Here is a 21,309-nt window from a genome sequence, read left to right on the forward strand (position 1 = left end):
CGCGTCGAAACGGCAGACGCGCTTCCCGTCGGTTAGCGACGAAGAACGTCTGACCCTGAGGTGGACTTGCCGAAACGCGAGATTCGTCGTTCATCGAGCAGCGCGTTCACAGCAGGCGCCTCCCGCGCCAGAAATCGCAAAAATGCGCGGGTGACGGCGGAAAAGGGCTGGGCGCGGTTCCACACCAGCTTCAGCGTTCGTTGCAACGGTTTGCCCTCTACAGGCAACGCGCGCAAGAGTCCCATTTCCAGTTCGCTGCGCACAGCGTATTCGGGCAAGATGGCGATGTCTCTCCCTTTGGCGACCGCGCGTTTGATCGACTCTACGTTGTCAAATTCGGCCACCACCTGCACCTGCACGCCGGCGCGCTGCAGCTCGCCGTCCAACCAGATGCGTGTCTGGCTGTTGCGCTGACGCATCACCATGCCTCTGCCGGCCAGCTCTGCGAGCCGCACGGAGCTGCGCTCCCACCAGGGATGTTTCGGCCCCACGATGACGAATTGCTCATTGACCTCAAGCTCGAGCGCAGCGACGTCATCCAGATCAAGCTTCTCCAGCTCTCCTTCGACAAAGCCGAGGTCCATCTCGCCCCGGCGCAGCCCCGCCACGATGTGCGGCGTGATGCTGGTCTGCACCGTCACGGTCAAATGGGGATGCGTCTGGCGAAAGGCCTGCACCCAGTCCGGCAACAGGTAGACGCCAACCCCTGGCGTGGCGGCCACGCGCACCTGTCCGCTTGCCAGATGGCGAACATCCGTGACCGCACTTTCCGCCTCGGCCACCAGTCGGAGAATTTCCTGCGTGTAGCGGTGCAGCGTCTCCCCGGCCTCCGTCAGGGTGACCCCGCGTCGCCCGCGCTCGAAGAGTTTGGCGCCGAGCGCGGCTTCCAAATCCTGAATATGTTGGCTGACGGCCGGCTGCGTCATCAGCAGCCGCTCCGCCGCAGCGCTAAAGCTTCCCGTCTGCACGACGACGGCGAAAATCTCGAGTTTATACAAACTAATCATAAGTTTTAACTTATATCAATGATAAGCAAATCGCCAGCGTTGCGCAAATAGAAACGGGGTACAGTAGGAGAAACAAAATCAATTATGGCAATGAGGAGAACAGGATGAGTTTCTTCACGAGATTGTTCAGTGGGATGGGCGCTCCAGGGCATCAGCTCGTGCAGCCGGCGGAATACAAAGCTCGCTATATGGACGCCAAGACGCCGCACACCCTGGTGGATGTGCGGACGCCGGAGGAGTTCGCCGCCGGCTATATTCCGGGGGCCATCAACATTAGCCTGCAAGAGCTGCAGCAAAAGATGAACCGCATCCCAAAAGATCAGCCGGTGATCGTCTACTGCCGCAGCGGCAATCGCAGCGCCTTTGCCGCCAACATGTTGATGCAAGCGGGCTACACCGAGGTGTACGACTTGGGCGGCATTATCGACTGGGTGCGGCAGGGCTTGCCGGTGACGAGGTAAGAAATTCCGCTCGTTTCAAGGAGGAAAACAGATGCTGCTTCGATATTTCTACGATGAAAAACTGGCGCAGGCCAGCTATCTGGTGGGATGCGTCGCCACAGGCGAGGCGATGGTGGTCGATCCGGCGCGCAATATTTTGCCCTATTTGCGCGCCGCCGAGAAGGAAGGGCTGCGCATCACCCATGTGACCGAGACGCACATCCACGCCGACTTTGTGAGCGGCAGCCGCGAGCTGGCTGCAGTCACCGGCGCCACGATCTATCTGAGCGACATGGGGGACGCCAACTGGAAATACGCCTTTGCAGATGAGCCGAACGTGATCCTGGTGCGCGAAGGCGACAGTTGGATGGTGGGCAACATCAAGGTGGAAGTGCTGCACACGCCCGGCCACACGCCGGAGCACATTTCGTTCATGATCACGGACACGGCCGGCGCCGACAAACCCATGGGCGTCTTCACCGGCGATTTTCTCTTCGTAGGCGACGTCGGTCGACCTGACCTGCTGGAGGAAGCGGCGGGCTACAAGGGCACCAAAGAAGTTGGCGCGCGACAGCAGTTTCACACTGTGCAGCGCTTCAAAGCCCTGCCGGATTATCTGCAGATCTGGCCCGGGCACGGCGCCGGCAGCGCGTGCGGCAAGGCGCTGGGCGCCATCCCTTCGACGACGCTGGGCTACGAGAAACTCTTCAACCCCGCCTTCCAGTTTGAAGACGAGGACGCCTTCGTCGCCTGGCTCCTCGAGGGGCAACCGGAGCCGCCCAAGTACTTTGCACAGATGAAGAAGATCAACAAGCTGGGGCCGCCCCTCACCACTTCGCTGCCGACGCCCGTCAACTATGACCGCGCCACGTTGGACGCCATCATCGAGGACGGCGGCCAGGTCTTCGACCTGCGCAACCGGGGCCAGTTTGCTGCGGCGCACGTCCCGGGAACGGTCAACGTGCCGGCGGACAACAACAGCTTCGTGACCTACATGGGTTGGCTGGTGGACTATGAGCGGCCGGTCTACATTCTGTTGCCCTCGGTGGATTCTGAGCGGCAAATTTTGACCGACCTGCGCTCGATCGGCGTCGATTATGTGCCCGGCTACTTCACCCCCGATGTGCTCGCCCATCGCACGCAGGCGTTGCCGGTCATCACGGCGCGCGAGCTGGCGAAACGGCTGCCGCAGAACAATATCCTCATTCTGGATGTACGCAACAAGGCCGAGTACGCCGAAAGACACATCGTGGGCGCGCGCCACATTCCGCTAGGCTACCTTCCCGACCAGTTGGAGACTCTGCCTAGAGACCGCACGATCGTGACGCATTGCGCCACCGGCTATCGCTCGCAGATCGCCGCCAGCCTGCTCGAGGCCGCCGGCTTTGAGAATGTGATTGCGTTGAACGAAGGCACAGAGTGCTGGTCGAAGTTCCTGCCCACCGAGAGCGGCGTGAGGATGGAGACGGTGACGGCGTAGCCGAGAAACCGAACGGTCGGCGAACCGACGACAGAGATTCGAGCATTTTGGTTGAAATCAGGGTGGTCTTGTTGTGATCGAGCAAATTGTCATTGACGTGTTGTTAGGTTTTGCCATTGGCCTCTCGCTGGGATTATTGGGCGGCGGCGGCTCGATTCTGACCGTGCCTGCGCTTGTCTACGTCGTCGGGCAGTCGCCGCAGGCGGCGGTGACCGCTTCGCTCGTGATCGTAGGCGCCAACAGCATGATGGGCGCCTTCATGCACCGTTCCCAGGGCACGCTCAACTGGCGGGTGGCACTGCTCTTCGGCGGCGTCGGCATGGCGACGGCCTATCTCGCCGCTGGCTGGTCGAAACTGCTTCCGCCGGCGGTGTTGATGGCGCTCTTTGCACTCTTGATGCTGGTGGTCGGGCTGTTCATGATCCTCAAGCCGCAGCCGACGGAGGGCGAAAACGGCCGGCGCGGCTGGCTCGCCACCGTCGCCAGCGGCGCGGCGGTCGGCCTGCTGACCGGCTTCCTGGGCGTGGGCGGCGGTTTTCTGATCGTTCCGGCGCTGGTGATGCTGGTCGGTCTGCCGATGCGTCAGGCGGTGGGGACGTCGCTGGTGGTGATTGCCATGAACAGCCTTGCCGGCTTTTTAGGGCATCTGCACGCTGCGGCGATCGACCTGCAGGTGGTGACGATTTTCGTCACTGCAGGGTTGACGGGAGCGCTGGTTGGCGCCCGTCTGGCGCATATCCTGCATCCCGACCATCTGCGCAAAGGCTTTGCGCTTTTCGTGATTGCGCTCGCCATCTTTCTGTTGATCGACAACGCCTGGAAGATGGGCGTCATTTAAAGAAAAGAGGAGGGAAAGAATATGCCGTTGTATGAATATGTCTGCGCCAACTGCGGCGCCCTGTTCGAGCAGTGGGTGCGCAGCGCCTCTGTGAAAGAAGAGATTGTCTGCCCCCATTGTCAGAGCGCCAGGGTGGATAAGAAATTCTCCACCTTTGGCGTCAAAGGCGGCGGCGTCGGGGGCGGCCTCGCCACAGGCGACAACTGCTCCACCGGCGGCGGCTGAGGCGTCCGCTGGAAAAGCTGACCGTGCGTCAGCAAAAGTCGAGGGGCGACGAATCGCCCAACAGCGCTTGCACACGCTCCTGGAGCTTTGTTCCGGGAAAAACGCTCGCCTGTTCGAGCAGATGCTGACGCCCGCGGTGGAGAAACGAAGCCCCGCGGGCGTCGCCGACAGCCTGCAACACCTTCCCTCCGATGACGTACACCACGAGCGGATCGTCCACGCCGCCGACGAGATGATCTCCCAAGATCAGCAACATCTCTTCCAGAAAACGCATCGCCTCGCGCAGCCTGGCGTTGCGATATTTGAGATCGACCAGATGCGCCAACGGCGCCAGCGTCATGAGCCTGCCCGGCAACGCCTGCCGCAGCGCAAGGCTGCGTTCTAGCGCCGCTTCGGCTTCCTCAGGTTTCCCTAGCTCGATCAGCGCTGCGCCCAGCGCAGTCAACGCCTGCGCTTCCGCCGCTTTCTGCTCTGCGGTGCGCGCCCGTTCTGCGACGCTGCGCAACGTCGTGACAGCGCCCTCTGGATCCTCCTTCCCAAAGGCGAGCCAGGCCAGCGCCGCCTCCGCTCGATATTCGCTTCCCAACGACTGGGCGCGACGCGCCAGCCACAGGGAGCGGTTCAGCGCCTGTTCGCAGCGGGCGTCGTCGCCGAACAGTGCATAGAGCAGCCCGACGTCCGCGCGCGCCTTGGCTTCGATGCTGGAGGCGCCGAGCGCAGCGGCCAGGTCGGCGGCTTCTACAAAACATCGCAGCGCGCCGGCATAATCGCCTTGCCAGCGCCGAACTTCGCCCAGGCTGCTGAGGCGCAACGCGATGAAATAGCGGTCTTCCGCCGCGCGGGCAATTTCAAGCGCCTCGCACTGAAGCGTCTCCGAACGGGCGTACTCTTCCTCGTCGCAGGCCAGGTTGCCCAAATTGGCCAACAACACGCCGATGCCGCGGCGATAGTTCGTGCGTCGCGCGATGGCCAGCGCCTGCTCAAAGTACTCTCTCGCCTGGCGACGTTCATGCCGATCCAGATGGTTCAGCCCCAGGCTGTTGAGGGCATTGACCTCGCCGATCTGATAGCCGATCGCCCGCGCCAGGTGCACGGAGCGCAACAACGCCCGATCCGACTCGGCGTAGTCCCCGCGTTCCGCATGCGCGGCAGCGAGGATGTTCAACGTCATCGATTCAAACCGCGGCTCACCCAGGACGTGGGCCACCTCCAATGCAGCGGAGGCGTAGCGGATGCAGGCGTCCCAGTCATGCGTGCGCGTGGCGACCATGGCGAGGTCGTTGAGCGTCAGCCCCTCGCGGCGACGATTGCCCAATTTGCGATAAATAGCCAACGCTTCATGCAGCAGAGGGCTGCCGTCCTGGCCTAAATAGGCGCGCACCGGCGCCTGGGCGGCCAGAATTTCGGCGATCAACGGCTCGTCTTTCGCTGCGTGGGCGAGGGGCAACGCATTTTCAAGATATTGCTCCGCCTCGTGGGCGTCGCCCATGACGTTGGCGGCGATCCCCAACTGCAGCAGCGCAGCGGCGGCCAGCCCTGGATCGTCCATCCGCCGCGCGCGCTCCAGCGCGGCGCGGCTGGCCGCAACGGCGTCGTCGTAGCGCGCCAGCGTGATGCACGCACGCGCCTGTTCGATCTGCAATGCAGCGCGCAGTCGCTCGCTTTGAACCGCATCGATGGCCTCTCTGAACCGCTGCGCCGCTTCCTGATGCAACCCCCGGATCTCGTAAAAACGCGCCAGCCCGTCCAAGGCGCGCGCCAGCAGCGCCTCTTCGCCATGTTCGACCGCCCAACGCCATGCGGCGCGAATATTGTCCAGATCGGCGGCGATGGCGGCTGCGCTGAACTGAGGCGTCGTCCCAACCAGAGCCTTTGCATGCGCAGCCAGCTGCTGGAGGTAGAAATGCGCATGGCGGACGTGCGCCTCTTCCACCGCCAATAGAAGCCCTTCATCGGCAAGACGAACCGCCTGATCGCCGGCGAACTGGCGCAGCAGTTCGTGCATCACAAAACGCCCTGACTTCACAACCTGGAGCAGCGACTGACGCACCAATGCCGTCAGCGTCGTCAACGGCGCCCCTGTGATCGCCAGCGCCGCCTCGCGACCGAATTCCCCTCGGAAGACCGACAACTGGACGAGCATGCGCTGCTCCGCAGGTTGAAGAAGACGCCACGAATAGTCGAAGGCGGCGCGCACGCTGCGCTGACGCGCAGGCGCATCGCTCCTATCGGTGGCGAGAAAATCCAGGTTGGAGCGAATCGCCCGGGCGATCTCCTCGCAGGTGTACATCTCCACCCAGCCTGCCGCCAGCTCGAGGGCGAGAGGCATCCCATTGACCAGACGACAGATGGCGACGATGGCGGATGCGTTGGAGGCGTCCGCCGCAAAATGCGGGTCGATGCGCTGCGCGCATTCGAGAAACAACTGCGCGGCGCTCCACTGTCGCAGCGCTTCAGGCGACGGAGCGGGTTCTTCTTCCGGCCACGCCAGCCCGGAGAGCGACAACACATGCTCCGCCTGCAGATTCAGCCGCGCGCGTGAGGTGACCAGCACCTTGAGCTGTGGGGCTTTGGCGAGCAAGTCGCTCAACAGAGGCGCCGACGACAACAGGTGTTCAAAGTTATCCAGGATGAGCAAAGCCTCGCGCGGGGCGAGGAAGTCGATCAACTGCTGCCACGGCTCCGGCGTCGGTTGGATGTTCAGCCCCATCTCGCGTCCAACAGCGGTCACCAACGCATCCGGCTCGTCCACGCCCGCCAGCGAAACAAACCATACACCGTCGGCGAAGGCTCCGCGCATCTCTGTAGCTGCAGCCAGAGAAAGCTGCGTTTTGCCGACGCCGCCTGGTCCGGTCAGCGTGATGAGCCGTCGCGCCGCATCGAGCAGCCATTGTCGAAGCTGCGTCAGTTCGTCTTCGCGACCGATCAAATTCGTCGAGAGCGGGGGAAGATTGTGAAGTGGGGCGGCGACGCGGCGCGGTGCAGGGGCGATTGCGGTTGCCGTCAGCGTCCCATCGCGAATCTGCACAGCCAGCGCCTCCGTCTCCGGAGAAGGGGGCGCGCCCAGCTCCCTCTCCAACAGTCGCCAACAGGCTTCGTAGGCAGCCAGAGCGGCGCTGCGTTGTCCTGCCAATGCCAGCGCGCGCATGGCGCGACGGTGCGCCTCTTTGCGCAGTGGGTCGAGCTCGATCTGCCGTTGGGCGTAGCGGTGAGCGACCTGAAACGCACCGCCGGCCTCATGCCATGCGGCGAGCGCGTCGAGCATCTCCATGCAGCGAGCGTGAAACCATTCGCGCTGCATGAGAAGCCATTCTTCGAGCGCAGGGCTGTCATCGACAAAAAGCCCCTGCAAGAACTCGCCCCGATAGAGCGCAACCGCTTCGGCGTAGCGCATCATGCAGGCGGCGCAATGGTCCGGTCTGGCGTGTTCATGATGGCCGCAGGTGTGCAGCAGATGGGTGAACGCCGCAGCGTCCGTCCAGACGCCGGCGTCTTCAAAACGCACCGTGTTCTGATCGGCAATCAACGCCGAGCCGGCAGGCCCCAACACACGGCGCAACTGAAACAGCGCCTGGCGCAGATTGCGTCGCGCGGCGTCCTCCGGCTCCTCCGGCCACAACAGCCCGGCCAGCGCCGCGCGAGAGTGAGGACGGTTCGCCGCCAGCGCCAGGTAGGCGAGCAGCGCCTCGTTTTTCACAGAGCGAAACCCCTGCAACGGCCGATCGGCGAGCCGCGCCTCGAATCCGCCAAAAAGATGAAGCGTAAGCATTGTCATCGATCCATCATGCGTCAAATGCAGTCAGCCAAATTTCACCAATTTGTCCGTGGAGACTCAGAAACCCGATCCTCCATAATGATACAGTCTTGTCGAAAGCAGCGATCAAAACAGCAGGCCCAGACACAAGCGGCGGGCCGAGGGAGAGGGCTAAGCACGCCCATCGCCTCCGCTTCCAAAGGCGGCGGACGACGCATGCGCTAACGCGTTGCTAACGGACATCGTGCATCATTGCTGGCGGACATTCGCTTCATCGATTATACAGCTTTGCGCATTGCGGCCAGATCATCATTTCGACGGAAAGGGACGACCATGAATAACGCAATAGAAAACCCCCAACCTCCCGCTTATCTCAGCGCCGCCTATGCAGAACGCGCTTACCGGCGCAACTATCGCACCGTGATGGTGCGCTTCTGGCGAGAGAACGAAACTGCGCCCTGGCGCGCGACGACGATCGATTGCAATGGCGGCGCGCCGACGCATTACGCCAGCGTGAGCGAACTGTTCGCCAGTTTGTGGACAATGCTGAACAGCGCGTGAAATAAATGGATTGCGCACCTTTCCGAATTTGACAGCTTCGCCAAAGCACGATATGCTTCACTACGCTAGAATGTAAGTCAGTCAGCGAGTGAAAGTCAGCCGCTCAGACCTTACGTTTGAGCGGCTTATTGTTTTGCCGTTGGAAACGACCACATTTCATAGCACTATCAACATTTTTGTTTTTGGAAGAAAGGAAGTCTCCAAATGGCAACTCGCGAAAAAGGCACCGTCAAGTGGTTCAGCGACCAAAAAGGCTACGGCTTTATCACGCCGGACTCCGGCCGCAAAGATGTCTTCGTGCATCAGACGGCGATCATCTCCAACGGGTTCCGCACCCTGGCCGAAGGCGATAAGGTCGAGTTCTCGATCGAGAACGGCCCCAAAGGCCCCTCCGCCGCCAACGTGCAGAAGATTTGATCTAGCGTCTCGCTATATCGAACCCACTGAGCGCCCCTAAACAGCGCTCTGGAAAGAAGGACCGGTGAAACCCCGGTCCTTCTTTTATTGGCCTGGGAGTATAGCGGCAAGATCGCGAGGCCCTCACCCCCCGGCCCCCTCTCCCAATGCTGGGAGAGGGGGAGGACGGAGCGCCGGGGATTTGGTGAACCGAGGCAGCGCCGCTACGAGCAGCGCCTACGAAGTGAGGATGGTTTTTCGTAGGTGCGGCTCCCAGCCGCACATCCTCAGCAGGCCCATGCGCCGGTGGGGAAGGCCCTCACCCCCCGGCCCCCTCTCCCAATGCTGGGAGAGGGGGAGGACGGAGCGCCGGGGATTTGGTGAACCGAGGCGGCGCCGCTACGAGCGGCGCCTACGGAGTGAGGATGGTTTTTCGTAGGTGCGGCTCCCAGCCGCACGTCCTCGACAGGCCCGGAAACCGGTGAGAGAGCAAGCCCTCACCCCCTGCCCCCTCTCCCGGCATCGGGAGTGGATAAACCGACATGCAATGCTCCCGCGTCACGCCTCCGGCGTGACATCTCGATCCGTCCAACGCCGCATTCCGATCCACCCGCTGCCCGGCCAGAGGCCCTACCTACGACAACCCAATCATGGCGCGCAGTGAGCCAACCATGGTATACTTACCTGCAACTTTTCCATGCACCTGCACAAACTTTCACACAACAATTCTGGAGGCGTTATGACTCAAGGTCCCTATGTGCTTGGCGTCGATTTCGGCACGGAGAGCGTGCGCGTCGGCATCTTTGACCTGAACGGCCGCCCGCTCACCTTTGCTTCGGAGCCATATCCGCTCTACCATCCCCATCCCGGGTGGGCGGAGCAGAAGCCGGATGAATGGTGGCAGGCTTTTGTCGCCGCCACGCGACGCGCGCTGGCCCAGAGCAATGCGCCCGGCGACGCCATCGTCGGCCTCGGCGCAGATTGCACGAGCTGCACCGTCGTGCTGATGGACGAAGCCTTTACGCCGCTGCGGCCCGCCATCATCTGGATGGACGTGCGCGCGGCGGATCAGGCCAACCGCATCGCGCAAATCGACGACCCTGCGCGCAAGTACAACGGCTTCGGCAACGTCTCCGCCGAATGGATGCCCTGCAAGGCGCTCTGGCTCAAAGAAAATGAGCCGGAGACGTGGGCCAGGGCGCGCTACGTAGGCGAATTTATCGACTGGTTGACGCATCGGCTCACCGGCGAGTGGGTGGGCAGCATCAACAATGTGAGCATTCGCTGGTACTATGACCGCAACGCCGGCGGCTGGCCGGTCAGCTTTTATGAAAAGATCGGGCTGGGCGACGTGATCGAACGCTTTCCCCAGCGCATTCTCGACATGGGCCAGGTGGCCGGCGCGCTGCGCGCCGACGTCGCCGCCGAACTGGGGCTGAAGCCCGGCATCCCGGTGGCGGAAGGCGGCGCCGACGCCTATGTGGCGATGCTCGGCCTGGACGTGGTGGCGCCGGGCAAAGCGGCCTTTATCACCGGCTCGTCTCACCTGATCCTCGGACAGAGCGCCACGCAGTTTCACGCCAAAGGCATCTTCGGCGCTTACACCGACGCCGTCATGCCCGGCCAGTACACGGTGGAGGGCGGCCAGGTTTCGACCGGTTCGGTGGTGAAGTGGTTCCGCGACAATTTCTGTGGCAAGGAGGCGACGCTCGCCGCTCAGCGCGGAGTGGACGTCTACACCGTGCTGAACGAGCTGGCGGCGCAAGTTCCCATCGGCTCGGACGGCCTGATTGTGCTCGACTACTGGCAGGGCAACCGCACGCCCTACGTCGATCCAGAGGCGCGCGGGGTCATGCGCGGCTTCTCGCTGCGACACACCACCGGCCATGTCTTTCGCGCCATCCTGGAAGGCATCTGCTACGGCACAGAGCACATCCTGCGCACTATGCACGCCAACGGCTTCGAGGTGAAGGAAGTGGTGGCGGCCGGCGGCCCGACCAAAAGCAGGCTGTGGATGCAGATGCACGCCGACGTCAGCAACACGCCGATCACGTTGACCGAAGTCGCCGACGCGCCCACGCTGGGATCGGCGATCCTCGGCGCCGTCGCAGCCAATCTCTTCCCCGGCGTGCCTGATGCAACGCGGCAGATGGTGCATGTACGCGACCGCATCGAGCCCAACGCCGATGCGCACGAAGAATATCGCTTCTATGTCGATCAGTACATCGCCACCTACGGGCGCATCCAGGATTTGATCCAGGAGACCACGCGACACGTGGCGAGGCGCGCGCGATGATTCACATCAGCCCTTCCATCCTCGCCGCCGACACCGCCCACCTGGCCGCAGCCGTGCGCGCCGCCGAAGCAGGCGGCGCAGACTCGCTGCACGTCGACGTCATGGATGGGCACTACGTGGCCAATTACGCCTTCAGCCCCAAGACGTTGGCCGATCTGCGCCGGGTGACGAGGCTGCCGTTGCACGCACATCTGGAGGTCAGCAACCCGGATGACGTCCTCTCTCTCTTCGCGGCGGCGGAGATGATCATCGTCCAGGAGGATACGACACCCGACCTGGCGGCGACCGTTGCAGCGGTGCGCAGGTTGGGCTGTCAGGTCGGCGTAGGCGTCAACCGCAGCCGCAGCGTCGAGGCGTTGGCGTCCGTTCTGCCCCAGGTCGATCTGCTGCTGGTGATGGCGGTGGAGCCGGGCTTCGGCGGGCAGCCCTTCGATGCAAGCGTGCTTGACAAGGTGCGCTGGCTGCACGCACAGCGCCGCGCGCAGAGGCTGCATTTCGCCATCGGCGTGGACGGCGGCGTCAACCTGACGACCATCGGCGAGTGCGTCGCCGCCGGCGCAGACTTCTTTGCGGTGGGCAGCGCTGCGTTTGCGGGGGATATCGCAGCCTCGGTGCAGGCGCTGCGCAACGCTGCAACGACGTCGATGGCCCTCCGTCGCTGAAGAATCGGACGGAGCCGGCGGCGCAGTCGAGCACCCGCTGATCGTCCTCTCCCATTTGGCGAGTGCGTTGCTTCGGTGGTATGGTACATTTGTGCTTCTCAAATAATCAACGCGGTGCATCCGAAGGAACCCGTTTGAGGGGGAAGGAGAAACAAGCTATGGCTCGACTGCTCTCCCATCGCTACGTTCATTTTGCCGCCTTGGCGCTGGTCGCCGCCCTGCTGCTGGCGACTGCACCGGCTGCGCCTGCGACCGCCACCCCCGCCCTTCAGCAAGGCGTGGGTCCCGCCGCCCCCAGCCCATCTGGTTTTCTCGTCTTCGGCGGCACGGTGATTGCGTCTCCTCGGCTCAACGTGCGCGATGCACCGAGCGTCAACGGACGCATCCTGGGCAAGCTCGATACAGGCGCGCGCGTGGCCGTGGTCGGACGCAGCGGCGGCTGGTATCTGATCCGCTACCCTGCTGCGCCGGTGGGCCTGGCGTGGGTGAACGCCGGCTTCGTGCAGCTCGATGGGCAGCCGGCGCCTCAGCCCCCGGCGCCGCCGCCGACGCCTCGCCCTGCAACGCAGCCTGCACAGCCTGCTCGACCGGCGCCGCCGCCTCCCCCAACGCCTGCATACCCGGCTGAATCCATTCAGGTGGAAGCGCCCGACCTGGTCGACTTCAACAGCGGCGTCTTCCGCTGGCAGTGGTACGGCGATCAGGGGCGCCTGCGCGGCCTGGATTGGTACTTTGACCTGCTGCTCTTTTTCAAGGGCGAGACCTTGCCCTATCGCGTCTTCGTGGCCGAACCCGGGCAGGTGACCCGCGACGGCCCTTTCTTCGTCTGGCAGGCCGAACCCTTCCGCGTGCAGTGCGACGCTATCGCCGTCGCGCGCATCGCCTATCGCGTCAACGGCCAGTTCGCCGGATGGGTCTCCGACGCCAGTGCGCCGATCGACGTCGGCCCGCCCTGTCCGCGGTCTCCGGCGCCTCCTGGCGGCGGCTCCTCCGGCGGAGGTGGCGGGGGAGATGGTGGAGGTGGTGAAGATGACCGCTGCCCCGTCCCAGATGAATTGGTTGACCCTTGGCTATGCGATCGCCCAGACTTCGCCAATTGCCCGCCGTGTCAAGGAGGTTGAGAGGGGTGTGCGGCTTGCAGCCGCACCTACGAGAAACCATCATGATTCCGTAGGCGCCGCTCGGAGCGGCGGATTGCAGCGTTTGAGACAAGGGAGATGGATGGAAAAATGTCGGATCATGCCCAGGATTTGCTCAACAAACCCTATGTGATCGAATACTACTACAAGGCGAAGTGGGGGCACGCCGAAGAGTTTATTGAACTCTTCAAGAAGAACCACCTGCCCGTGCTGTTGAAGCAGGTGGAGCGTGGACGCTTCCTCTCCGTCACCTGCACGCGGCCGCGCTATCACACGACCGAGGATGGGCGCTGGGACTACCGCGTCACCATCGTCTTTAAGAACGTGCTGGCTGCGCACGAACCGCCGGAGGGTGAGGCGGCGATCAAACGCGAGCTGTACCCCGACCAGGAGACTTTCCAACGCGAGGAGCGCCGCCGCTTCGAGATTCTGCTGGCCCACTGGGATCTGCCGGTGGTGGATGATCCGATCATCGGTGGGTGAATTTCTTTCCGCCGCGCACAACAGATGCGCGCATCGTCGCACCTGGACGCGCCGGCAGGTCTTAGCTGCGGGCGCAGTCCTTGCCTGGAGCCTTGCAGGGGGCTGTAGACAGGAGGCGCCCTCTCCTCAACAACCGAAGCCTGCGCCGCCGACTACAACCGCTTCGCCCGAAAGTCCAACGCCCACCGCCGCGCCTCCGGTTCCAGAGGAAAGGACGCTGCGGCGCAAGCTGGCGCAGATGGTGCTCGTCGGCTTCCGCGGGCTGAGGCTCGATTCCGCCAACCCGATTGTGGCCGATGTGCGCGAACGCGGCCTCGGCGGCGTGATTTTGTTCAGCTACGACGCGGCGCTGCAAAGCCCCCTGCGCAACGTCGAATCCCCACAGCAGGTCGCCGCACTCACCGCCGAACTGCAGGCGATGGCCGAAACGCCGTTGATCGTCGCCGTCGATCAGGAGGGCGGCCTCGTCGCCCGCCTCGATGAACGCCATGGCTTCCCGTCGACGCTCTCCGCCCAGGCCCTGGGAGAGCGCAACGATCCGGCGTTCACCTACGCCGTCGCCGAGCAGATGGCGCGCACGCTCAGATCGGTCGGCGTCAACCATAACTTTGCGCCGGTCGTCGATCTCAACCTCAACCCCGACAACCCCATCATCGGCGCGCTGGGGCGCAGTTTTTCGGCGGATCCGGATGTGGTGACTGCCCAGGCGGCCGCCTTTATCCGCGGCCACCGGGCGCACGGCGTCACGACCACGCTCAAACATTTCCCCGGCCACGGCAGCAGCCGCGACGACTCGCATCTGGGTTTCGTCGACGTGACCGACGCGTGGCGAGCTGTAGAGCTGGAGCCATATCGTCGCCTGATTGCAGAGGGGCTGGTGGACTCGATCATGACGGCGCATGTCTTCAACGCTCGGCTCGATCCCGACCACGTGGCGACGCTCTCCCCCGCCATCCTCACCGGCCTTTTACGCGAGGAGATGGGCTTCGACGGCGTGATCGTTTCCGACGATATGCAGATGGGCGCCATCGCCCATGTCTACGGCTTCGAGGAGGCGGTCGTGCAGAGCGTAATAGCCGGCGTGGATGTGATCGCCATCGGCAACAACCTGACCTACGACCCTGACGTCGCCGGCCGCGTGATCGACGTCCTGACGACTGCGGTGCAGGACGGCAGGCTCAGCCTTGAGCGCATCGACGCGTCCATTCGGCGCATCGACGCGCTCAAGGCAAAGTGGAAAAGGTAGAGGGAATCATCGTTGCCGCTGACCATCCAGCCAGAGCAACACGATCAGCGCAATCTCCACGATTTTGTCGATATAGGCGATCAGCGAGCGCGTTCCGATAAAAACCCATGCGATCACGGTCACTGCCGTGTAGGCGATGAGCGCCCAGCGGATCCAGGTGCGATAGGGCGTCAGCGCTGCGATGGGGGCAAGCAACAGCACCAGCAGCCCCAGATAGCCCAGTCCATTGAGCACGAAGAGCAGGCCGCCGGAATCCAAAAAGCCGGCGCCCAGCCAGATATGGATCACCGCGGTAATGACGGTCAGAACGATGATTCCCCACTGAATTTGGGTGAAACTGAGACGAGATGATGCATTCATGAGTTTCTCCTCCTTTGCTCGATCTTTCCGCTTCACACTTGCACTATCTACTTTATATCATGCGCCTTCCCAATGCAATCACTTCAAAAGAGCGCGGCGACCGGGCAAAGTCTTGCAGCAGAGGCGCCGAGCGCGCGGGGGTTTCGATCATTTTTCGCAAGCTGCAGCGCCCGTTTACACTATATCTATACGTAAGGACAAAATCTATACGTAAGGACAAAGCAATCATTGATTCCGTTCAGGAGCGCGCAGAATGCACCATCAATTGCAACAAGAGACCTTGATCACAAGTTCGGCGGTCAAACACCGGCATGGGGCCGAGCTGTGGCGGGGAACGTGGGTGATTTTCACCAAACATATGCACAAATTTCTGCACAACGGCCAGGAAGTGGGGGGCACCCTGGCGGCGCCCATCCTGCTTGCTGCGACCTTTGGGCTGGGCATGGAAAGGCTGGTGACGACGGAGGCCATCGCCGGGCTCAATTATCTGTCGTTCATTGCGCCGGGCATCATTGCGTTCACGGCGCTGAGCGGCGCCATCAACGCGGGCATGCCACTGCTGGAGGAAAAAATCAAAGGCGTCATGAAAGAATACATGGTGGCGCCGATCCCACGGCTGAGCATTTTGCTGGCGGCGACGGCCAGCGGCCTGGTCAAGACGGTGACGCAGTCGATTTTGATCGTGCTGGTGACCCTGCTCTTCGGCGCGCGGCTGGCGGCCTCGCCGGGCAGCGCGCTGGGCGCTGCGCTCGTGTTGACAGCCTTTGTGGTGACCATGGTCGGTTTCGCCAACGCGATGGCGCTGCGCAGCCGCTCGATCGGCGGCTACCACACCATCCTGTTCCTCCTCAACTTGCCGCTGCTCTTTTTCAGCTCAGCGCTCTATCCGCTCGACGCCATGCCGGTCTGGATGCGGGTCGTTGCGGTGGTCAACCCCACGACCTACGCCGTGGAGGGAATGCGCAGGTGGCTCTTCGGCGGCGACGCGCTGGATCCGCTCCTGTGTCTGGCCGTGCTGGTCGCCACCGCTGTCCTGAGCATCTGGTTCAGCGCACGTACATTTCAACGCGCCATGGAGTGACGAAACGTGGAAGAGACGATTAAGCTGGAGCAATTCCTTAAACTGGCCCGCATCACGCCCACAGGAGGGCAGGCGAAACTGCTGATCCAGAGCGGTCAAGTGCGCGTGAACGGCGAGGTCGAAACGCGGCGCGGCCGCAAATTGCGCCCTGGCGACCGCGTCGAAGTTGGCGGAGAAGTGTTGATCGTGATGAGCGAAGAGGAGTGAAAATGCCCATCCGTCTGGAGGTGTTTGCATGGAACGGCCTGACCTGAGCGGTGCGTCGCCTGAAGTGATTGCCTACATCGAGGCGCTGGAAGCCCGGCTCGCCGAATTCGAGGCGGCGGAAACAAGCGGCGAGCGCCGTGAGACCTCGTTCGAGCCGGATGAAGCGCCGACCACCGTCAACGTGATCACGGTCAGCGCCGGCGGCTTCGCCAAACGCACCCCGCGCCATCTTTACAGCCGTCAACGCCGCGGCGGCATGGGCGTCTTTGACCTGGAGGCGCCGGCCAACGATGCGCCCGCCTTCCTGGCAGTGGCGGATGCAAGCGATTCGCTGCTGTTGTTGACCAATCAGGGGCGGGTCTTCCGCGTCGCCGTCGCCGACATCCCCGAGCGAGAGGTGCGCAGCAAGGGAGAATCGTTGCTGGCGCGTTTCCCCATGCGCCCGGACGAACGGCTGGCCGTTGTGCTGCCGGATCGGAGCGCAGAGAGCGCCTTTCTGGTGCTCGTCACCGAGCGCGGCCAGGTGCGGAGAATCGCCCGTCAGTACATGGGCGCCAGCCTGCAGCCGGGCGTCGTGCTGCTCGACCCGCGCGAGGGCGGCGCGCCAGCCGCCGCCTGCTGGAGCAGCGGCGCCGATGATCTCTTCCTTGTCACGCGCGCGGGGCTGGCGATTCGCTTCGCCGAGCGCCTGGCGCCGATGCGCGGCTGCCTGGGCATCCGCGTGGAGCCGGGAGATCGTGTGGTTTCGGTCGTCGCCACAAAGCCGGAGGGAGGCGTCTTTCTGCTGAGTGAGGACGGCAAAGGCACAATCCGCCTGATGAGCGGCTTCACCGCAAACAAATCGCCCGGCGCCGGTGGCAAGGTTGCCATGAAAGCCGGCGCCGTCGTCGGCGCAGCAGCCGTTGAAGAGGACAGCGACGTCTTCATCATCTCGAGGCTGGGGAAGATTATTCGCTTCCGCGCCGGCGAGACGCCCGCCAAAGAAGGCGTCGTGCAAGGCGTCCACTGCATGGCGCTGCGCGCAGATGAATGCGTCGCCCTGGTCAGCGCGCCTGCGCCAACGGGTTGACGGGCGAAGACCTTCGACGCGCCCCGACGGCAATCCTATGACAGATTCCGTCTGGCGACTGCAAGCTTATTGTCAGAAACACACTTTGTTTTTGGCGGAACCTCTGTTATACTTGTGGAGTTAATTGATCTGCTGGTTTGCAGGCGACTGCGATGGCGATTGATTTTCATCGCAAGCGCCATGAGGGCTGTTTAGCCCAGGAGGGAAAGGAAACGGGTTATGCCGGATGCACAGGCAGTTCAATATGAGTCGTTGGAAAAGTTCCGCCGCAATGTGAGCAAAGCGCAAATCGCCGACCTGATGGCGAAGATGACGGGCGGCAAAGTCGATCTGCTGAGCTACGACGAGGTGGCGAAACGGATCAAATCGCGACAGCAGATCGAGATGGGCACACAGATGATCCCGTTGGATAAAATCGTGGGCAGCGTTGGGCGCTACCGGGATTTCACGCGCACCTTCCTGCCGCGCGCGGGCGTCAGCCCGGAGCGATGGGCGCGCGTCGACGCCGTGATGAACTCGCTGGAAGGCTTTCCACCCATTGAAGTGTACAAGATCGGCGACGTCTACTTTGTCCGCGACGGCAACCACCGCGTCAGCGTAGCCCGCGCCAACGGGCTGACGCACATCGAGGCCTATGTGACCGAAATCCCGACCGATGTGCCTCTCCACATGGAAGACTTCGAGCGCGATCAATGGATCATCAAGATCGAGCGCGCAGAGTTCCTTAAAGAAACGAAGCTCGATGAAATTCGCCCTGGTCACGGCATTGAGTTTACGGAGCCGGGGCGTTATCAGATTTTGCTGCGCCACATTCAGGTGCATCAATACCTGCGCAACCTCGACCTGGCGCGCGAAGGCAGCGACCATCGTCTCTCCTGGGAGGAGGCGGTGGCGAGCTGGTACGACAACGTCTACCTGCCGGTCGTCGAGGCGATCCGTCGGCACAGGTTGTTGGAGAGCTTCCCTTCTCGCACCGAGGCCGACCTCTATCTGTGGATCGCGCATCATCGAGAGCAGCTTGCGCAACGGTACGGCCTGGCGCCTTTATCGCCGGACGCAGCGGTTTCCACCTTTGCCGAGGTGCACAGCGAGCGTCCGCTGGAACAGGCGGTGCGCACCTTGAAGTTTGGGTTGCACAAGGCGCTTGGCGACCTTGATAAACCGCTGGGGATGTCGGACGAGGAATTCGCCGAAGCGCGCGCTCGCTACGAAGCCGGCGAACGGACGCTGGCGGAGGCGGAGCAGCAACAGGCGAAGCAAGTCTCCGGCGCCGACAAGACTGACGTCGCAGGCGCCGATGCGTCGGCGGCGGACGATGTCGATGTCGCCCGCTCGAACGCAGTGCGCGTGACGGCCTGAAGAAATCGCCCGAATTGAACGTTGAGGGATGCAATCCGCTCGATTGCGTCCCTCAGAAGCCACGCGTTTCCTCTGGGCGTCGGTTGACGAAACCGCGCACGTTCTTTATGCTTATAAGGTGGGCCCATTTATGCCGACGGAACACGCAACCCCAAACCCCATAGACGACAACGCAAAGCCTTTGATGCACGCGCTGCTCGCCGAGTTTCCGGTGGTGATTGAAATTCCTGTCGCCTGGGGTGAGATGGATGCGTTTCAGCACGTCAACAATATCGTGTACTTTCGCTATTTCGAGAGTGGGCGCATCGCTTACTTCGAGCGCGCCGGCCTCATGGAGGCAATGGCGGAAAGCGGCGTCGGCCCCATTCTGGCTTCGGCGTCGTGCAAATTCAAATTTCCACTCACTTACCCGGATCGCGTATTGGTCGGCACGCGCGTCGGCGAGATCGGCTCCGATCGCTTCACGATGCACTTCCGGATCGTGAGCGCTCGTCACGACAGAGTGGCCGCCGAAGGCGATGGGGTGATCGTGAGTTACAATTATCGGACGAAGCAAAAGGCGGAGTTGCCTGCCGAAATGCGCAACCGCATCGAGGCGCTGGAAATGTCTAACCTACAGAATGGAGGTTCATGAGCTCATCAAGTTCATCCCACTCCCATCATAATCCTTTGTCGAGCGACTATCGGGGGCGAGATCGCATCATTCGCGACGAAGCCGGCCTGGTGGTGACGGCGCCGCCGGAGGAGCGCGCCATTCTGGTCGGCGTCGAGCTTCAGAACCATCCCTCCTTGCTCTCCTTGGAAGATTCCCTGGATGAGCTGGCCTTGCTGGCGAAAACGGCCGGCGTACGCGTCGTCGGTCGATTGACGCAGCGGCTGGAGGCGCCCAACCCGGCCACGCTGATCGGCGCGGGCAAACTCGAAGAATTGCGCGCCGCCGTTGCGGAGCTGGGTGCCAACATGGTGATCTTCGACGAAGAACTCTCTCCTCGCCAGCAGCGCGAGCTGGAGAAGGCGCTCGGCGAAGAGATCAAAATCATCGATCGCACGGCGCTGATCCTGGACATTTTCGCCCGCCACGCCCGCACGCGCGAGGGCGCCGTGCAGGTGGAGCTGGCGCAGTATGAATATCGCCTGCCGCGGCTGACGCGCGCCTGGACGCACCTGGCGCGGCAGGCGGGCGGCCGCGCCGGCGGCGCGACCGGCGGCGTGGGCGTGCGCGGCCCCGGCGAGACGCAGCTGGAGGTGGATCGCCGCGAGATCAATCGCCGCATCGCCTTTTTGAAGCAGGAGCTGGCCGAAATCCGCAAGCATCGCGAACAATATCGCAGCCAGCGCCGACAATCTGCCCTGCCGTTAATTGCGTTGGTCGGGTACACCAACGCCGGCAAGAGCACGCTGCTCAACGCCATCGCCGACGCCGACGTGGTGGCCGAGGATCAGCTCTTTGCCACGCTCGATCCAACGACGCGACGCGTGCGGCTGCCAAGCGACCGCCTGGCGCTCTTCTCCGACACGGTCGGTTTTATCCAGAAATTGCCGCCGACGCTGGTGGCCGCTTTTCGCTCTACGCTGGAGGAAGTCAACGAGGCGGACCTTCTGGTGCACGTCGTCGACGTCTCGCATCCCAACATGGAAGAGCAGATCGCCGCCGTGGAGGAAATCCTTGAGGACCTGGGCGCCGCCGACAAGCCGATCGTGGCGGCGCTCAACAAGGTGGACCGCCTCGACCTTTCCAACCCCGAGCACGCCCGCCGCATCGAGCAGGCGCTGGCGGAAAATCCCAACGCCGTGCCGATCAGCGCCCTCACCGGTCAAGGGCTTGATCGCCTCCTCCAGGCCATCGACGACGCCCTCAGCCACCGCATGATCGCCGTCGACATGGTGATTCCCTACGAGCGCGGAGATTTGGTGGCGTTGATGCATGAACACGGAGTGGTCGAGTCTGAGAGCCATGATGAGCATGGCACCCACATCGTCGGCCGTCTGCCCGTCGAGTTGATCGGCCGTCTCGCCCCCTACTGGACGGCGAAGCAGGTTGTGGACAAAAGCCCGGCTTAGAGGAAATTTCCCCTTTTTCTGGCTTCACACCGCTTCAGGAAGCCGCCTTTCGGTGTGTGACAAGGCCAATGATCTCTTCTGCGCTCGTTTCGATCGGCTTATCGGTCGTGTCCACCACGTGAAATCCATATTTGTAGAAGAAGTGATTGGCGGCGCGCAGCTCTTCAACGACTGAAGCGCGGTCGACGTATCCCTCTTCAGGGATGCCCGAGCGCGAGGCTCTGTAGCGGCGATGGGCGATCAACTGCGCCGGTTCGATGGTCAGGCCGATCACTTTGTGCGGGGGAATTTGCAGGAGCTCCGGCGGCGGTGGAACGCCGGGCACAAAGGGCACATTGGCCGTCTTCCAGCCCATGATGGAGAGATACATGCTGAGCGGCGTCTTGCCGACGCGGGAGACGCCGACCAGCACGATCTCCGCCTGCGGCAGGTCTTCGATGCGTTTGCCGTCGTCGTGCGCCACGGTGAACTCGATCGCCTCGACGCGCTCAAAATAGGCGCGGCGCATCTGATGATACAGTCCAGGCTGTTGCAGCGGCTCCATGTCGAGCGCGCGACTCAGATGCTCTTCCAATGGTCCGGCCAGATCGAAGGTGACGATGCCGGCGTGCGCGGCTTTCGTCACAAGTAGATGACGGAATTTGC

Annotated in this window: 21 protein-coding genes (1 of these 21 only partly in view); 17 read left to right on the forward strand and 4 right to left on the reverse strand. The window is 62.8% G+C overall.

Annotation, left to right across the window (positions count from 1 at the left end; translation table 11 throughout):
* Positions 1-32 precede the first annotated feature (32 nt).
* Positions 33-1,007, reverse strand: coding sequence for a LysR family transcriptional regulator (locus Q0367_RS01000; protein WP_297633101.1), 975 nt, complete (start codon positions 1,005-1,007; stop codon positions 33-35).
* 104 nt (positions 1,008-1,111) lie between these two features.
* Here Q0367_RS01000 and Q0367_RS01005 point away from each other — a divergent pair, with 104 nt between their 5' ends.
* The 4 genes from Q0367_RS01005 to Q0367_RS01020 all read left to right on the forward strand — a co-directional run bounded on the left by Q0367_RS01005 (position 1,112) and on the right by Q0367_RS01020 (position 3,990).
* Entirely contained in the window at positions 1,112-1,468 is a 357-nt protein-coding gene (locus Q0367_RS01005) for a rhodanese-like domain-containing protein (RefSeq protein ID WP_297633098.1), read from the forward strand.
* 31 nt (positions 1,469-1,499) lie between these two features.
* Positions 1,500-2,927, forward strand: a complete 1,428-nt coding sequence (locus Q0367_RS01010; protein WP_297633095.1) for a rhodanese-like domain-containing protein — start codon at positions 1,500-1,502, stop codon at positions 2,925-2,927.
* A 73-nt stretch (positions 2,928-3,000) separates the two neighbouring features.
* Entirely contained in the window at positions 3,001-3,765 is a 765-nt protein-coding gene (locus tag Q0367_RS01015; protein ID WP_297633092.1) for a sulfite exporter TauE/SafE family protein, read from the forward strand.
* A gap of 21 nt (positions 3,766-3,786) precedes the next feature.
* Positions 3,787-3,990, forward strand: coding sequence for a zinc ribbon domain-containing protein (locus Q0367_RS01020; protein WP_297633090.1), 204 nt, complete (start codon positions 3,787-3,789; stop codon positions 3,988-3,990).
* A 28-nt stretch (positions 3,991-4,018) separates the two neighbouring features.
* Here the strand turns inward: Q0367_RS01020 and Q0367_RS01025 are convergent, their stop codons facing one another.
* Positions 4,019-7,765: a tetratricopeptide repeat protein gene (locus Q0367_RS01025; RefSeq protein ID WP_298980666.1), complete on the reverse strand. Its 3,747-nt coding sequence runs from the start codon at positions 7,763-7,765 to the stop codon at positions 4,019-4,021.
* Positions 7,766-8,077: 312 nt separating this feature from the next.
* Here Q0367_RS01025 and Q0367_RS01030 point away from each other — a divergent pair, with 312 nt between their 5' ends.
* From Q0367_RS01030 to Q0367_RS01060, 7 genes are all read left to right on the forward strand, one after another.
* Positions 8,078-8,305 carry a hypothetical protein gene (locus Q0367_RS01030; RefSeq protein WP_297633084.1) on the forward strand — a complete coding sequence of 76 codons (228 nt, stop codon included), beginning with the start codon at positions 8,078-8,080 and terminating at the stop codon, positions 8,303-8,305.
* 204 nt (positions 8,306-8,509) lie between these two features.
* Positions 8,510-8,722: a cold shock domain-containing protein gene (locus Q0367_RS01035; protein WP_297633081.1), complete on the forward strand. Its 213-nt coding sequence runs from the start codon at positions 8,510-8,512 to the stop codon at positions 8,720-8,722.
* A 718-nt stretch (positions 8,723-9,440) separates the two neighbouring features.
* Complete coding sequence (locus tag Q0367_RS01040) at positions 9,441-10,997, forward strand: ribulokinase (protein WP_297633078.1); 1,557 nt, start codon at positions 9,441-9,443, stop codon at positions 10,995-10,997.
* Entirely contained in the window at positions 10,994-11,659 is a 666-nt protein-coding gene (locus Q0367_RS01045; protein ID WP_297633075.1) for a ribulose-phosphate 3-epimerase, read from the forward strand. The genes Q0367_RS01040 and Q0367_RS01045 overlap by 4 nt, the downstream gene beginning before the upstream one ends.
* 158 nt (positions 11,660-11,817) lie before the next feature.
* Positions 11,818-12,780 carry an SH3 domain-containing protein gene (locus Q0367_RS01050; RefSeq protein WP_297640782.1) on the forward strand — a complete coding sequence of 321 codons (963 nt, stop codon included), beginning with the start codon at positions 11,818-11,820 and terminating at the stop codon, positions 12,778-12,780.
* 108 nt (positions 12,781-12,888) lie between these two features.
* Positions 12,889-13,281, forward strand: coding sequence for a hypothetical protein (locus Q0367_RS01055; RefSeq protein ID WP_297640784.1), 393 nt, complete (start codon positions 12,889-12,891; stop codon positions 13,279-13,281).
* The gene (locus Q0367_RS01060; protein ID WP_297640786.1) at positions 13,259-14,527 is read left to right on the forward strand and encodes a glycoside hydrolase family 3 protein; all 1,269 of its coding nucleotides are present in this window, start codon (positions 13,259-13,261) and stop codon (positions 14,525-14,527) included. Before Q0367_RS01055 ends, Q0367_RS01060 begins: the two co-directional genes overlap by 23 nt.
* 6 nt (positions 14,528-14,533) lie before the next feature.
* Here the strand turns inward: Q0367_RS01060 and Q0367_RS01065 are convergent, their stop codons facing one another.
* Complete coding sequence (locus Q0367_RS01065) at positions 14,534-14,887, reverse strand: hypothetical protein (protein WP_297640787.1); 354 nt, start codon at positions 14,885-14,887, stop codon at positions 14,534-14,536.
* Positions 14,888-15,140: 253 nt separating this feature from the next.
* On the opposite strand from Q0367_RS01065, the gene Q0367_RS01070 reads away from it, so the two are divergent.
* The 6 genes from Q0367_RS01070 (at position 15,141) to hflX (ending at position 20,664) form a co-directional block, all read left to right on the forward strand.
* Positions 15,141-15,968 carry an ABC transporter permease gene (locus Q0367_RS01070; protein ID WP_297640789.1) on the forward strand — a complete coding sequence of 276 codons (828 nt, stop codon included), beginning with the start codon at positions 15,141-15,143 and terminating at the stop codon, positions 15,966-15,968.
* A gap of 6 nt (positions 15,969-15,974) precedes the next feature.
* On the forward strand, positions 15,975-16,175 hold the full coding sequence (locus tag Q0367_RS01075) for an RNA-binding S4 domain-containing protein (RefSeq protein WP_297640791.1): 201 nt from the start codon (positions 15,975-15,977) through the stop codon (positions 16,173-16,175).
* A gap of 28 nt (positions 16,176-16,203) precedes the next feature.
* Positions 16,204-17,244, forward strand: coding sequence for a DNA gyrase C-terminal beta-propeller domain-containing protein (locus tag Q0367_RS01080; protein WP_297640793.1), 1,041 nt, complete (start codon positions 16,204-16,206; stop codon positions 17,242-17,244).
* 219 nt (positions 17,245-17,463) lie between these two features.
* Positions 17,464-18,603, forward strand: coding sequence for a hypothetical protein (locus Q0367_RS01085; RefSeq protein ID WP_297640795.1), 1,140 nt, complete (start codon positions 17,464-17,466; stop codon positions 18,601-18,603).
* 130 nt (positions 18,604-18,733) lie between these two features.
* Positions 18,734-19,237, forward strand: a complete 504-nt coding sequence (locus Q0367_RS01090; protein ID WP_297640797.1) for a thioesterase family protein — start codon at positions 18,734-18,736, stop codon at positions 19,235-19,237.
* Positions 19,234-20,664 carry a GTPase HflX gene (hflX, locus tag Q0367_RS01095; protein ID WP_297640799.1) on the forward strand — a complete coding sequence of 477 codons (1,431 nt, stop codon included), beginning with the start codon at positions 19,234-19,236 and terminating at the stop codon, positions 20,662-20,664. The genes Q0367_RS01090 and hflX overlap by 4 nt, the downstream gene beginning before the upstream one ends.
* 34 nt (positions 20,665-20,698) lie before the next feature.
* On the opposite strand, the gene Q0367_RS01100 is transcribed toward hflX, so the two are convergent.
* A protein-coding gene (locus tag Q0367_RS01100; RefSeq protein ID WP_297640801.1) for a pyruvate, water dikinase regulatory protein crosses the window boundary here: on the reverse strand, positions 20,699-21,309 show its 3' portion. 244 nt of this gene lie beyond the right edge of the window; only the last 611 of its 855 coding nucleotides appear in the window; its start codon lies off the right edge, out of view; it ends in the stop codon at positions 20,699-20,701.

It is taken from the genome of uncultured Caldilinea sp., from assembly GCF_937128415.1.
Lineage (GTDB): Bacteria > Chloroflexota > Anaerolineae > Caldilineales > Caldilineaceae > Caldilinea.